Raw genomic sequence first — 14929 nt, 5'->3', positions numbered from 1 at the left:
ACCATTATGAAAGAAAAAAGAAATACTGCACCAAACCTACATCTGATACAGTATTTTTACTTGCTATATGAGTATCATACACTATGTTTATGAATATTTCATGAAATTTCGTAAAATATGTTCATATTTTCATAATGTATACTCTGATTTTATTTTTTTATACGCCGGATGTTTCCCCACGGCTTTCACGAGGCGTGCTCTCCAATGGAATGCCGCTTGGTACGCTGCATAGCCAAAGATGATTACCGCCAAGCCACCTTGGATAGGGACTTCACCACAGGCATAGATAGCATAGCTATCATAGGTGATAGCTACGGCACTCATCACATAGATGAGACGGCGCAATCCCATAGTAGCGCCCTCAATGGATAACATCTTATTCACTGCCACGCAGCAAAGAATGTAAGGGAATACATTTGTCACTACTGCTAAGTTAACGAGCTGCGCAAATTGTTCATTCAAACTTTCATCGGTAGTCATCAACGCTAAGATACCTTGCAATGCCAAGAGAATGATAATACCGCGCACTGGAGAATCTACACGATTCACACGAGCAAATACCTTGGGAAAGAATCCCGCTTCTGCACAACTTTTAAACACACGGCTCAAGGTGAATTGCCATCCCATGATTGCCCCAAAGCAGGATACTGCCATGAGAGCCATCACGATTTTGCCTGCTGTGCCATTAAACATGTAAGCAAACACTAACCCGAAAGGAGCGGTGGAATTCACTAGCTCGATGTTAGGAATGATGCCCGCCATAATATTCGTCGATACAATATACACCACGGCTACTGCCAACGTGCCAAAAAATGTCGCTATCGGTACATTCTTTTTAGGATTTTCAACAGCATCTGCATTAGCGGCCGCCGACTCAAAGCCTAAAAAGCCCCACAATGTAAGGGAAATAGACTGACTGACCGCATCAAACACGGGCAGTTCTTGTGGGTTCCAAACAGACACAAACATCTCTGGATCGAACCAAAACCAACCAAACACACCAATAAATAAGACTGGCAACATCGTTCCCCAAATGGTAATGTTACTAATGCGCCCTGTACTCTTATTACCACGCACATTGATTAAAGCCGCCACCATGAGCAACGCGATAGTTGCTAAACTCACTTCTAATGGTGAAAGGTGTACGTCAAACAACACAGCCCCATACCCTACAATGGATATGGCGATGGCTACATTGGCAATCACCAAGGACACTGCATAGGAGTAGTTCGCCATAAAATGGCCTGTTCTACCGAAGGCATATTCTACATAGCCACCTAAGCCGCCTGCTTTCTTTGTAAATAAACCACATTGGGCGAAAATATAGGCTAAGGTCAAGGACCCTAGTACAGTGATTATCCAAGATAGGATAGAAATGGTGCCTACCTGTGCTAATTGAGACGGTAGCATAATAATTCCAGCACCCAACATATTGGCTGCCACGATGGATGTCAGTTGGAATACAGACATTTTTTTAGCGGTGGTTTTCATGTATCAAGCCCCTTTCCATACATCACTTGAGCATTTCAAGTATCCGTGTCGTCAAAAACCGCTAGCGCCACTAGTCCGTACGGAATGGGTTCGGATGTAGTGACGCATCTTCATTTATTTATCGATTCATTGTAACACCTTTTACCCCTCGTGGATAGATGTTTTTTTACAATTTTTTTAGGATTGTTATAACTTTCTATCATTTCCCTATCTTCCTATGATATACTATAGAAAATATGCTATGTCCATAGAAAGAAAGGATGTCCTTATGCAAGAACAAATCATTCAACTCTTGGGCGATGTGAACGGATTCCTCTGGAATAATATCATCATCGCACTCCTTATTATTGCCGGAGTTTGGTTTACGGCAACCACACGATTCGTGCAATTACGACAACTACCAGAAATGTTCCGTATTTTAAAATCTGGGGCAGGAGAAAAAAGTAAAGGTGACCATCATATTTCTCCATTCCAAGCCTTCTGTATCAGTGTTGCCTCTCACGTAGGTGTTGGTAATATTGCGGGTATCGCTATTGCTATCGCTTTAGGTGGTCCGGGCGCTGTGTTCTGGATGTGGTTCATCGCTCTTCTTGGTGCGGCTACTAGCTTCATCGAAAACACATTAGGCCAAATCTACAAAGAGCGTTTACCTGATGGCTCTTTCCGTGGCGGTCCATCCTATTATATTCGCCATGGCTTGAACAGCCCATTCTTATCTGTTTTATTTGCCATCTTAATCAGCGTTACCTACGGTCTAATCTATAACTCTGTACAAGCAAACACCATCGCTATCGCCGTACAACCTTGGAATATCGATGCGTCCACAACAGGTCTTATCGTAGCAGCTTTATCTGCACTGGTTATCTTCGGTGGTGCCAAACGTATCGCTCAAACAGCTGAATTTTTAGTGCCTTTTATGGCTGGTTTATATTTCTTAATCGCCTTATACATTGTCATCTCTAATATTTCTGTATTACCAGATGTGATTTCCGCTATCTTTACACAAGCTTTCACCATTGATTCTGCTACGGGCGGTTTCATCGGTGCTGCGGTAATGCAAGGTATTAAACGTGGCTTGTTCTCTAACGAAGCTGGTGAAGGTTCTGTACCAAATGCGTCCGCTTCTGCTGATGTAAATCACCCAGTAAAACAAGGTTTAATCATGTCCCTTGGGGTATTCGTGGATACTATGTTTGTATGTACTGCGTCCGCCTTCATCGTTCTTGTATCTGGCGAATACGTACACACTGATTTAACTGGTATCGCCCTTGTGCAACACAGTATTGGTCACCAATTAGGTGCTTGGGCACCTGCGGTTATCGCCTTATTTGTATTCATGTTTGCTTACAGTTCCATTATCGGCAACTATTTCTACGGCGAAGTGAATATTGCGCATATGACGAAAAACAATAAAGTTGCTATTAATGTATTCCGTGCATTAGTTATCATCATGGTCTATGTTGGCTGTATCGCTGAATTGAACCTTGTATGGAACTTAGCAGACTTGTTCATGGCATTCCTAGTGCTTTGCAATATTACCTCTATCTTACGCTTAGGTAAATTGGTAACCATTGCTCTGAAAGACTATGTAAGCCAAAAATCTAAAGGTATTGAAGATCCTATCTTCGACCGTGCTATTTTACCAACTCAAAAAGGTATCACTTGGTGGCATAAAGGTCACGAAAACGAATAATAGTATACTGAAAGGGTCCTTCGGGGCCCTTTTTCGTACCCTAGTATATAATATGCTCTCCCCTTATATTGGGGGGGCACTGTGCCCCCATACATTACATAATCCGCATAATTTAGAATAAGAAGAGGAACATTGGCACAGTGTGCACAACGTTCCTCTTTTTTGTTCTGTTTTGTATTTTGATTATATTAGTTTACATGCCTGTATTCAATCACATTTGTTAGTAGCATTACAACGCATGTAGAATAATATACCTAACATATCTATGAGATTATTATTACTAATGTTGCAATCGCACTTTATACCGATATAGCCCGCTCCAATCGGAAGGAATAGATGTATACCTCTTTCACAGGGTATGGTGTTAATCGTTCCAAAGCTTCTTTATACAACATGAGCTGAATGCGATAGCGCTCTACCAAAGCCTCTTCGTCTAGACGGTCGGTCTTATAATCCACTAGGACCCAAGCGCTGTCTTCTAGGAATGCTGTATCGATGATACCTTGTAGGAACAAATCTTCCCCGTCTAGCATCTCTGGGTACACACGGTTCGCCGGAAATAGCATACTAAATGGCAACTCTCGTTCCACTCGCTGTGCTGTTAGCAATCGTTGTCCTAGATCAGATTGAAAGAAATCATAAATCCGTTTTTCACTGATTGCTTTCCGTTCTTCATCGGTCAAGTATCCTTGTAACGCCAAGTTATCTAAGACTTTCCGCAAAGATAGTCGTGTGTAGTTTTCCAACGGCAACCACTGCATCACTTCATGCATGAGGGTACCCCAACGAGCACCACTGCGAATCGGCGTGGACTCATTCATGGAAGACAAGGCTACGTCGAAGGGTCCTAGGTCTACAGGAGCTTCTTCTGATATATCCTCTGCACCCTTTTCTTTGCCTTTCTCAGCACCGTTTTCCATGCCCTGCTCGCCAGTTGGCTCAGTATCGTCAGTACATGCATCCGGTATACTATCGAGCATACTATCGCCTATTAACATACCTTCTACGGAACTATGTAAGTCCTTACTAGAGTCTACTACGAGCAGTTCAGACCTATCTGGTGTCCCAGATTCTCCTTCTATATTGCTGTTATGTTGCTCTGTTCGATAGTCCGGCTCAATCATCTGCTTCGCCAGTTCTTCCAACTCCACAAAGCGCCGTTTAATTTCAGATACAGAAATTTTCCCCGCTCGTTCTGTAGAACTTTCATAAGGATAGACAGAGGTCAAGCGATCCACCACGATCGGATCCAATGGTGGCGCTTCCACCGGTAATTGGGCACGTACTTGTTCTAACATATCTACATCCACGGACGGTGTTTCCTGTGAAACACTGTAGTCATTCCCATCATGAACGTGGAAGGATACAGGACAATCTTTGTACGGTATATCTGGGAATTGCGGGCTTTCTACCTCCGCAAATTGGCGCAACTGAGTGCCTCCTCCTACGTGGCGAGCTAAACTTCGCAAAATCCAATCTAAATAGGAATTACATCCTAGAATTTGCTCTTTCGTGAAAGCACTTTCACCCCACTGTAAGACAGGCGCCACCCATTCTCCCATTTTCTTCGTCGCTGGTCGATCCGTAGAGCCATTGATGGATCCCTTCATATAGCCCGTGATATACAGCTTATCTTTAGGTCTCGTTAATGCAACATAAAGGATACGCTCCTCTTCAGCTTTCAAATTTTCCTCCAAGGCTTGGCGCACAAATATCCATGGCAAGGAATTGTACATGACACGCAAGTCCGGGAAGTATCCTTTTAAACCTACACCATACTCCTTGTGCAATAGCAAAGACCGGTTCAAATCCATTTTGTTAAACCCTTTTTGGGTCCCCATGAGGAACACTACAGGGAACTCTAAGCCTTTACTTTTGTGGATGGTCATAATGCGCACCACATTGTCCGCTTCACTCACTGTTTTGGCAACGCTCAAATCTTCTCCGGATGCCTGCAAGCTTTCAATAAAGCGCAAGAACCGGAATAAACCACGGTAATTGCCACTTTCATATTGTTTCGCTCGCTCATACAAGGCTAGCACATTGCCACGGCGCACCAAACCATTTGGCATGGCGCTCACGTATTCTACCACATGCAATGTATCGTAGATGTGCCAAATTAAGTCCGTAATACCTTGACGGCGAGACATGGTCCGCCAGGTGTCCATAGAGTCCACAAAGCGAATCCAGCCTGCATTCTGGGATGTTTCTACAAATGAGCGCAATCCACTCCACAAGCTGTCCTCCCCTACGGATAGGCGAAGGCGCCCTAAATCGTTCGCATCCATCCCGATCAAAGGCGATTGCAAAACGATGGCCATGGGCAAGTCCTGCTCTGGATTATCGATAATTTGCAACAAGGACAGTACAAACTGCACTTCCATAGCACTGAAATAGCCCGACTTTTCCTCTGCATAGGCAGGGATGCCCTCTCGCCGTAGTAGGTCGATCATACGACTTGCCGATCCAGAGATAGACCGTTTCAAAAGCACAATGTCCCGCCATTCCATGAGCCGGAAGGTGCCGTCTTTATCTTGTACCATGGCTCCATTGTTCTTCAACTCTTGGATTTTACGGATTACAAAGAGCATTTCTTTTTCATCGTTCTCTAAGTCTTCTCCGTCATCCAATTCTGTTTGGGCTTTGTCCTCATCACAGCAGAGAACGTGCACTTCTACGTCTCCACCTACCCATTCTGGTGGTGCCTCTTCTACGATGCGACCTGTATGGAGAGCCTCTGCCTCACCATAGGTAAGGCCTGCCCCTTCATCGGTCATGATTTGAGAGAAAATAAAGTTCGTCACATTTAGAATCGCTTCATGGGATCGGAAGTTTTGTGACAAATCGATGCGTCGTTCCACACCGTTCACATCGTGATCAAACCGGTGGTACTTTTCCATAAATAGCTGAGGGTCTGCCATACGGAAACCATAAATCGACTGTTTTACATCGCCTACATAGAATCGATTGTCCCCACGAGATACTAAATTCACGATAGCCTCTTGGACGCCATTCGTGTCTTGGTATTCATCGACCATCACTTCTTTGAATGTGTCCTGTAACTCCAGCGCCACCTCAGATGGCTTAAGTTCCTCTGTAGATTCTAGGTCTACTAATAAGGCTAAGCATAGATGTTCCAAGTCAGAGAAATCGATCATGCCCACTTCTTGTTTTGCCTGTTGAAAGTCCTCATGGAATCGTTTCACCAGCTGGATGATACCTCGTACCAACGGTACTAAGTACTCCATTTGCTCTCGCCAATCTGCTTCGGTAATAGCAAAAACACCTTTCGGCATGGCTTGCAGTATTTCTTTTCCTTCAGCCAAAATGGCTTTGATTTCGCTCAAAATAGCTGGGTCACTTTCATTCATAGCCTTAGTGGCACGGAGTACAGGGAAACTAAATCCCCCAATGCCAACTACACCGACATGCATAGCATCCCAAGTGTCCGCCTTTTGCATGGCTTGTAATAGCGTTTGCAGTTCGCTGACCTTTTCCATCCATTTGTCGAACCCATTACCTAAGGTCGCCAAGCGCTGTGCCTCTTCATAGCGCTCTAACAGATACTCAATTTGCCGTTGTTGTTCTTTCCAAAATAATGTGCCCCAAGTAGTTTCTCTCAAGGTCTGGTGTAAAGCACTTTCATACGTATCACATACGGCATCTAGCCAGCGCATAGGCTGACTTTGAGCCAAGGCGAAGTTGTAAATTTGAAACACCGTGTCCCGCAAGATCTGGTCTGATCGTTCCGTGCTAAACATATCGCTCACATCGTAAATATTATACAAACCTTGTTCGTAGGCTTCTAGCAAAATGGCATCTAGCACATCGTAGCGCATAAGAGCCAATTCCCCTTCATTGCCGATGGTGAAAGACGGATCTATATCTAGTTTATAAAAATAACTACGGATGACCCATTGGCAAAAGGAGTGCAAAGTAGAAATATGGGCGGACGGCAACATATTCAATTGTTCTTCTAAATAAGCATCTCCTGTGGCTTGAAACTCTTCCGCTAGTTTTACACCAATACGGGCTTTCATCTCCGCTGCTGCCGCCTTTGTGAACGTCACCACCATCAGTTCTTGAATACTTAACTCCCGCCGTTTCAAGCGCTGTATCATACGCTCTACGAGGACTGCCGTTTTACCAGATCCCGCCGCGGCGGACACCAAAATAGTTTGGGATGGTAACTGCCCTGGTCTAGGTGCATCAATGGCGCTCTGTTGCGCATCAGTCCATTTCATAGGTAGCCCCTCCTGTTTGTAATGCTTCCATCTTCTCCAATGCTTCCTCTTCGGTCATGGTCTTAATATGGCGATATCTATTGCGTGTTCCATCAAAGCGACATAGAGCTTGGAACTCACAATATTCACAAGGCCGTCGTTTATCCTTTTGGTACGGACTGATAGGAAATTCTCCATCCATCATCTGTGTACCACTGTTGGAAATAATTTGCTTTGTATATTCTTTCATAAGTCCAAATTGTTCCATTGTCTTTAAACTCTTAGACGTTCGGCTATCCGGAGTGCCATCCTTTTTCAGAACAATCGGTACATAAGGGGAATTACTTTGGTAAGCCCTTGTCACATCTAAGAATTGTAACACATCACCATCTACAAAGTATCCACTGTTTTTCAATTGTTGGCCTTCCGATTTTTCTTCCTCCGCCCGTCTGTGATTCACGACTTCAGACAATTTCACTTGCGGATTCCGCACATAGGTGTAGAGAGCAGCTGCCGTGCCAATTCTATCCTGTGTATTCTTCTCCAATGCCAATAAATAGGTCATTAACTGTAATTTCAAACCATAGTAAATTTCATCAGCTCGCACCGTTGTGCCCCCTGATTTATAGTCGATGACCGCCGCATAATGGCCAAGAGGACCACGATATTCATCGACACGGTCAATTTGACCACGCAGTACGATACTTTCACCATAGTTCTTGCCCAAGGGAATGCGTACTGGGTACCAACCAGATTCGCCCATGCCAAAGCTTTGCTCTACTTCGGTAGTGGAAAACTCGCTTTTCTTAGACCAATCTACGAGACGTGCTACCGTAGCCGATAAGGTGGATGTTAATCGAGTATACAATTGCGATTCGTACGCATCTCGCGCCTCTGTCCCCATCACCGCATCTGCTGCTTCACGACATAAGGATTCTTGTTCTTCCTCTGTTACATCACGCCATTGTCGACCTTGTTGTAATAAATATTCCCCTAAATAGCGCAATGTCTCGTGAAGGAAGGTTCCGATTTCAGGGGCTCCAAAGGATTTCACTTTCCGTGGGGCTAAGCGCAACGCATATTGAGCATAAAAACTGTATGGGCAACGATGGTATCGTTCTAATCGTGTGACGGAACCCGTTAAGGCATCGCTGCGTAGCAATAGCCCTCGCACAATGGACTGCTCAATGCGTGGCACTGTATTGGAATCAAACATACCTCGTGTGGCAAAGAATACTTCACCTCGATAGCCCGATTCCAATCCCCAATTATAAAGACTCCACCATGTAGAGGAGATAGGTTCTCCTTTCATAAGAGCACTCATGCGACTAGAAAAAAGCCCTAAGCTTTGGGATGCTCGCCATAGATAGTCCTGTTCTCGTCCCTCTGGCATAGATAGTGGCGCTTCTTCGATGGTGTTCACATACCCATATTGCTGTAAACGGCGCACCACTAAAGATGGTTCCATTTTAGATCCTTCTTCATCAGATGTGACATAGGACAGGTGCAGTCCTTGGCTGGCACGAGTGCAGGCTAAATAGAACAAGAAATTTTCATTGAACATTTGCCCTAAGGCACCCGCCGCTAGTTGCACACCTACCTTAGCCAACGCCGTCCGCTCTTGGTCACGCAGAATGCCTTCGTCCCCCATTTTACGAGGAAATACGCCCTCATTGAGGCCTAGCACATAGACTTCCTTCGCATCTGTCATATAGCTGCGATCGATGGTGGTAATCGTCACATGATCCAACGATGGTGGTACCAAGGAGTAGGTCACTTCACTGAGTCCTTCCTCGATGATGAGACCCATCTCCTCTGCGTTCAACTCCTCTGTGCCCGTCACAGACGCACACTCCTCTAACAATTGAATGGCATGTTTATATAACTGTACATGGCTAGCACTTTCTTGTACATCCCCACGATTTTCTGCTTCGTCATACCAATGTTTCAATTGCTCTGGAATACGCCAATCTTGCATGGTTTGGAACAGGAACTCACTCCACTCCTGTCCCGTATGTGACAGTTTACAGAAATCATAGATTGGACGTAAATATTCTAGGACTCGCCTATGTAAAGCCTGCATCACAGCTCGTCGCTCTTCATCGTCCTCGCCGCCATAGGTCCAGGCCTCTCGTAACCACGCTGGCCCTTGAATACCGTATTCTAAACAATAGTTTTCTAATCGGTCTACTTCTTCCCGTGTGAAAGGAGCAAAATCCGTTTTCAGTAAGCGGAATACCGCATCATGGTCAAAGAAAGTTCGATACACATGGAAGATACCTTGCAAGAACTCCGCCAAAGGATGACTAGTCATCATCTTCCGTTGGTCTGAGAAGAAGGGGATTCCATAGTTCATGCAGGCCTTTTCCAATACATCACCATAGGACTCCATGTCCCGCAAGATGATAGTACAGTCTTTCCAGCGATGCCCCTCTTCTTGACTATATGCCAATATCTTACGACATACTGCATCGGCCTCCCGCTCTCGATTGTAGGCACTAACCATGGTCAACGAATCTTCAGTGGTGTTTGCTTTCATAGGCGTTCTGAAAAATTGTGTATTCAATTGTTGTAATACCGGTGTCCCCCGATAGACGGTATTCATGTCATGCACCACCGCCTCTGGATACCAAGTCATCATATCTCGGTATGTCTCCCAAACACGGAAATACATAGATCCCTTGCGACTATGTACCTCTTCCTCCAAGGATGGCAAGCTGATCGTCATATGACAGGATTCACTAAGGGAAAACAACCGTTGAATCAATCGATATTGTAGTGGCGTAAACCAATGAAATCCATCCACAAAGACATGACACCGTTCCATCAGTGGCGACTGTGGTAAGATTTCGATCAATGTTTCCATAGAATCTTGGACGCCTAACTCTTCCAGCGCTGTATCGTAGCGTTCTAATAACAAGGATAATTCTTGTAATTTTCTGCCCAACACCATAGAGTCTACCTGTTGTACCGCCCCCGACAAGTCCTCTGGCGTTACACCAAAGGCTTTACACTCCGTCAAGAGACCTTGTATGACATCTCCAAAATGAGGTTGTTTCGCTGCCTGTTTAAACAAGTCCAATTCCCCTGCGGATTGCTTTAAGAGCACTCGAAGGACTAATTTCTTGCCAATCTCCGACAGGCCTCCTTCTTTCACCTTGCCCAAGGATTGATACACTTGGTAGGCTAAGCGTGTCATGCCCACCACACGCACCGTGGTGAACCCTTTTTCCTGACGATACTCTACGAGCTTCCGTTCCATCATATACGTCGCAGGGTCTGGCACAAGGACGATAATCTGGTGGTCTGGATGGTCTTGTAAAATTCGCTCTATCTCTGCGAAACAAGCCGTGGTCTTTCCCGTACCCGCTCCGCCAATATATAACTGTGGTTGCATGTCCAACTCCTTTTCCTCTCAACACGTTGTATCTATCTCTATCCTATCATGTCTAGGGCACTTAGTAAAATTGCCAGGTCCCTCAACCGATTGACCTGGCAATAGTATATATGTAATTAACGGTACGCTACCCGTTTTGGTTGCATATCGTGAAAGTGCAAGCGTTCCTTCGCTGTGGCTTCCCAATCAGTACCCGGTTTGCCATAGTTGGCATACGGATCAATGGACAAGCCCCCACGTGGTGTAAATTCGCCCCACACTTCAATATATTTAGGCTCCATCAATGCCACTAAATCTTTCATGATGATATTGATACAATCTTCGTGAAAGTCTCCATGGTTGCGGAAGCTAAATAAATATAATTTTAAAGATTTACTTTCCACTAGCTTTTCATCTGGCACATAGGAAATATAAATCGTTGCAAAGTCCGGTTGCCCCGTCATGGGACAAAGGCTGGTAAACTCTGGACAATTGAATTTCACAAAATAGTCATTTCCTGGATGTTTATTAGGAAATGCTTCTAGCACCTGTGGTGCATAATCTGTAGGATAGTCCGTATGGCTACCTAAAGCATGAACACCTTGTAATTCTACTGCATTACGACCACTACTCACGAACTAAAACCTCCTTATTTTTATAGACTACTTTCTCCAACGCATTGATCAAGAAGTAGCTCACCACACCACACACGAACTGACCTACTACGAGGGAGCTTACTAATACCCAGTATGGAACTGGCAAGAAATAGGTCAACCAAATTGGTACAATCAATCCTGGTACAAAGGTAATGATAGGAATCAATACCCAATTGCCTAAGCCTTGGCGCTTCGCAAGGACGATTAGACCCGTTGTCAATAAACCTACGATAGCTCCACCGATAGAATCCACTAAACCAAAACCGCCCATCACTGTATTACTTACAAAGTTCGCAATAGTAAAAGCTGGAATTGTGAATGGAAAGATAGCTGACAATCCATAGAGAGCTGTAGCAATACGCACTTGATACTGACCAAAGGCAAAGCCTTGCGTACCGATCATAAGCGCCAAATACATAGCGATGGAAACGGCAGAAATCGTCAATCGTTGTGTGTTGTTAAATTGTTTCATTATAACTCCTTAGTTTTGTTTACAGACAGGAGGATCTCGAACTGTCTATCTAATACCTACTACGACATAGGTCGTAGCTACCTAGAACATTTCTAGGGTTTTAAATGGTTCCGGATATTCCAATACACCTTGTAAAGGCTCTGCTTGGGCATCAAGCTTAATCCCCATCATATGGTCCCGGTCCAATCCTGCTGGCGGTTCTACACCAAATTTGTGTGCAAAATCATAACCCAACCGTGGATAGTATACATTACTACCATGTACAAATAAGTAAGAGTATCCCATTTTACGTGCCAATCGTTGGCCTTCTAAAATGAGCGCACCCCCTACACCATGTCCACGCATAGACTGCGCTACTGCCAGTAAGCCCAAGATGAGTACGTCCTGATCGCCTACTTTACCACGTAAGAACATACCATATCCTGCAATGGCATTATCAATAACAGCCACTAAGGATAACTTAGGAATATACGCATCAGACTCGCGCAATAATTCCACTAGTTTATATTCTCGCCCTGTACTGCGATCCGCACTGATATAGGCTTCACGCACGAGAGCTGTGACCGTATAAAATTCACGCTTTTTCTCTTCTCGTATAATCATAGTTCCTCCGGTTCATGATGAAAGTACACCAAATGGATTGCTAACCCTTAGTATACCGAATTTCTTCGATAATATCAAATATATTTCCCTTATTTCTTAGCTTTCTTTGCCAGTCTATCTCGTTCTTTTTGCTCTTGTTTTGCCAATCTTTCTTGCTCCTTAGCTTGCTGTTTTGCTAATTGAGCTTCCTTCTTAGCCTGTTGTTTTGCTAATCGAGCTTGTTCCTTCGCTTGCTGTTTCACCAATTTTTGTTCTGCTTGTAACTTAGCTCGTTCCGCCTTTGCTAAACGTTGTTGCTCTTTCTTCACCAATGTTTCTTGTTTTCGTTGTGCTTTTGTATCTAACCGTTCTTGTTTGCGTTCTGCTTTTTGCAATAGAACCCATTCTTGTTTAGCCACTTTCATAAGCGGTCGTTGTTCCTTTTTGGACGCATCCCATTGACCGCCAGCCATAGCCTCTTGCACTTCTCCATCAATTGGTTGTAAGGCTATGTTTCCTTGGTTCTTCACCGAAGGCACTACTAATTCCAAATGGCTTCGCTGAAAGGACCCTTGTTGAGAGGTGCGTACTTGTACACCGCTACGATTTGGCAACGCAGATGTATCGATTTGGAATGCCTCCATTTTCTTTTGGATTTCTTCCTTCGTTAAAGCTGGTTCCACTGCGATTGGGGTACCCTCATCCGCACTATCCACCTGTGCTTTACCTTGTTTTGCTTCTTCTTGTTCTATTTCATAGTTCATAATGGACCGACGATTTTCATTGTACAGTCGCAATGCCAACATTCGGTCACTTTCATTCATGGTTTCACGACGTGATACCACATCTGCCATCATAGGGATGAGTTCTTTTCTAGTGAATGCTCGTGACCCTAAGTCTATCCCTTTAGTATCCGTAATCGCTCCATGTTTTACCAAGGTCATGAGCGCTTGGTATTCCCAATCAGGAGGACTCACTACACCATATGGGTTTGCCTCTGCTTGAACTACCGTCAATCCACCAGCCACTAGTGCCAACGCTATATAATATCGTAATTGTTTCATATCTATATCCTTTCTATTACCTATGCCGTCCTACGTACTGCGCCTTTGGAAAGTCTGCTAGCCAAGCGTCTTCGCCACTAGTACGAACAGCGACGACCACCGCCGTAGCAGGTCCGCCACTATGATCTAACTCATCATCAGTCAGTTCTATGGACTCCATGGATGCCCCTTCTAAATAGCTGACCACCGTCAACTCTTGGCGGATACCTCTAGAACCAATGGGCACCACACGAGATGTGCTAGGATGTGCCAAGGCTCGTTTCACCTCATCATAGGTAACAATCCACTCTGGTTGTTCTAGCACCTCATGACCTACTAAGGGTTTCCCTAATACGTACACAGCATAGGGTTCTCCTGTGCCAAGCATTTCTGGCTCCCCGATTCCTAAGGCAGTAATCCCTACAGAGGTAGTGCTTACTTTCATATTACTTTCATGGCTACCATTAATGGGCACAGTAATACCTAGTGTATCCAGTTCTTCTTGAATCCCCTGTACCACAGAGATCACCACCGTATCGTAGTCGCCGCCAATGAGGTATTGTATGGCTTTCACAGTACCTCTAGCGCATAGAATTTCGAGCATTGCCACACGAGCTGCGAAGGCACCCACCATGGCATAGGGTACAGCTAGCACATCATGCTCCTGTAACCCAATACCACTGCTAATATCACTGGCAATGATCCAATCTTCATTCTCTTTCAAGGAAAGTCTTGTTATATCACGCATGTCGTTTACCACCAAACACTCGATTCAACTGACTCACTACAAGAGCCGCCCCTACATAGTTCAACACATAGGCTAAGGACAGAGGCACAAATAAAATGGCAACAACCCCTGTACTCTGTGTCATCCATGCAATCACGGCGATCCCAATACCAACATTAACAATATACCCCAGTATACCACTCACTACATAAGAGAAAGATGAAGTCATTCGTTTCATTATATATCCAATACTAGCCCCAGTCCCTGCCATAATAATAGCGACCGCTACATGAATGGGTACACTGAGAGGAAAACCCGTGGAGGCAGCTGTTGCTATATGTCCTAAAGCACCTAGCACAGCCCCCGCTACAGGACCTAACAGTAAGGCTCCCACAAAGGCTGGTGATGAATCAAATCCAATGGAATACACTCCAAAATGGATCTGTCCGCCAATAGCGCAAAGAGCAATCAATAAGGCATAGGCCGTCATTGTTCTAATATTCATAATAACCACTCCTAGGGAAGAACAAATCATAATTTCTACCTTTATTATAGGTGACCCTACCGCATAAAGCAATCATTCATGGTCTTTTCATGTACAACGGCTATACTACTTCCATATATCTCTTTAAAGTATATTAAAAATACGATACAATACAACTATAT

General features: G+C 44.5%; 10 protein-coding genes. 1 reads left to right on the top strand and 9 read right to left on the bottom strand.

Features of this window, described 5'->3' with window-relative positions; all coding sequences use genetic code 11:
* Window positions 1-129 precede the first annotated feature (129 nt).
* Window positions 130-1491: a putrescine-ornithine antiporter gene (gene potE / locus EO121_RS04355; RefSeq protein WP_127166308.1), complete on the bottom strand. Its 1362-nt coding sequence runs from the start codon at window positions 1489-1491 to the stop codon at window positions 130-132.
* Between the two features lie 268 nt (window positions 1492-1759).
* On the opposite strand from potE, the gene EO121_RS04350 reads away from it, so the two are divergent.
* Window positions 1760-3184 (top strand): sodium:alanine symporter family protein, encoded by a 1425-nt coding sequence (locus tag EO121_RS04350; protein ID WP_127166306.1) that lies wholly within the window; start codon window positions 1760-1762, stop codon window positions 3182-3184.
* A 299-nt stretch (window positions 3185-3483) separates the two neighbouring features.
* Here the strand turns inward: EO121_RS04350 and addA are convergent, their stop codons facing one another.
* The 8 genes from addA to EO121_RS04310 all read right to left on the bottom strand — a co-directional run bounded on the left by addA (window position 3484) and on the right by EO121_RS04310 (window position 14768).
* Window positions 3484-7428, bottom strand: coding sequence for a helicase-exonuclease AddAB subunit AddA (gene addA / locus EO121_RS04345; RefSeq protein WP_127166304.1), 3945 nt, complete (start codon window positions 7426-7428; stop codon window positions 3484-3486).
* On the bottom strand, window positions 7415-10804 hold the full coding sequence (locus EO121_RS04340) for a PD-(D/E)XK nuclease family protein (protein WP_127166302.1): 3390 nt from the start codon (window positions 10802-10804) through the stop codon (window positions 7415-7417). Before EO121_RS04340 ends, addA begins: the two co-directional genes overlap by 14 nt.
* Before the next feature lie 116 nt (window positions 10805-10920).
* Window positions 10921-11418, bottom strand: a complete 498-nt coding sequence (gene queF / locus EO121_RS04335; RefSeq protein ID WP_127166300.1) for a preQ(1) synthase — start codon at window positions 11416-11418, stop codon at window positions 10921-10923.
* Window positions 11411-11911 (bottom strand): QueT transporter family protein, encoded by a 501-nt coding sequence (locus EO121_RS04330; RefSeq protein WP_127166298.1) that lies wholly within the window; start codon window positions 11909-11911, stop codon window positions 11411-11413. Before EO121_RS04330 ends, queF begins: the two co-directional genes overlap by 8 nt.
* Window positions 11912-11992: 81 nt before the next feature.
* Window positions 11993-12514, bottom strand: a complete 522-nt coding sequence (locus EO121_RS04325; RefSeq protein ID WP_127166296.1) for a GNAT family N-acetyltransferase — start codon at window positions 12512-12514, stop codon at window positions 11993-11995.
* An 89-nt stretch (window positions 12515-12603) separates the two neighbouring features.
* On the bottom strand, window positions 12604-13557 hold the full coding sequence (locus tag EO121_RS04320) for a hypothetical protein (protein ID WP_127166294.1): 954 nt from the start codon (window positions 13555-13557) through the stop codon (window positions 12604-12606).
* 16 nt (window positions 13558-13573) lie between these two features.
* Window positions 13574-14284 (bottom strand): hypothetical protein, encoded by a 711-nt coding sequence (locus EO121_RS04315; RefSeq protein ID WP_127160994.1) that lies wholly within the window; start codon window positions 14282-14284, stop codon window positions 13574-13576.
* Window positions 14277-14768, bottom strand: coding sequence for an ECF transporter S component (locus EO121_RS04310; RefSeq protein ID WP_164725861.1), 492 nt, complete (start codon window positions 14766-14768; stop codon window positions 14277-14279). Before EO121_RS04310 ends, EO121_RS04315 begins: the two co-directional genes overlap by 8 nt.
* Window positions 14769-14929: the final 161 nt, after the last annotated feature.

The organism is Veillonella sp. CHU732, assembly GCF_003992085.1.
Lineage (GTDB): Bacteria > Bacillota > Negativicutes > Veillonellales > Veillonellaceae > F0422.
This window is presented reverse-complemented; position numbering and strand designations above follow the sequence as displayed.

Coding starts and splice junctions, on each gene's coding strand:
- potE (WP_127166308.1), bottom strand. CDS start 1,491: ATGAAAACCACCGCTAAAAAAATGTCTGTATTCCAACTGACATCCATC.
- EO121_RS04350 (WP_127166306.1), top strand. CDS start 1,760: ATGCAAGAACAAATCATTCAACTCTTGGGCGATGTGAACGGATTCCTC.
- addA (WP_127166304.1), bottom strand. CDS start 7,428: ATGAAATGGACTGATGCGCAACAGAGCGCCATTGATGCACCTAGACCA.
- EO121_RS04340 (WP_127166302.1), bottom strand. CDS start 10,804: ATGCAACCACAGTTATATATTGGCGGAGCGGGTACGGGAAAGACCACG.
- EO121_RS04330 (WP_127166298.1), bottom strand. CDS start 11,911: ATGAAACAATTTAACAACACACAACGATTGACGATTTCTGCCGTTTCC.
- EO121_RS04325 (WP_127166296.1), bottom strand. CDS start 12,514: ATGATTATACGAGAAGAGAAAAAGCGTGAATTTTATACGGTCACAGCT.
- EO121_RS04320 (WP_127166294.1), bottom strand. CDS start 13,557: ATGAAACAATTACGATATTATATAGCGTTGGCACTAGTGGCTGGTGGA.
- EO121_RS04315 (WP_127160994.1), bottom strand. CDS start 14,284: ATGCGTGATATAACAAGACTTTCCTTGAAAGAGAATGAAGATTGGATC.
- EO121_RS04310 (WP_164725861.1), bottom strand. CDS start 14,768: ATGAATATTAGAACAATGACGGCCTATGCCTTATTGATTGCTCTTTGC.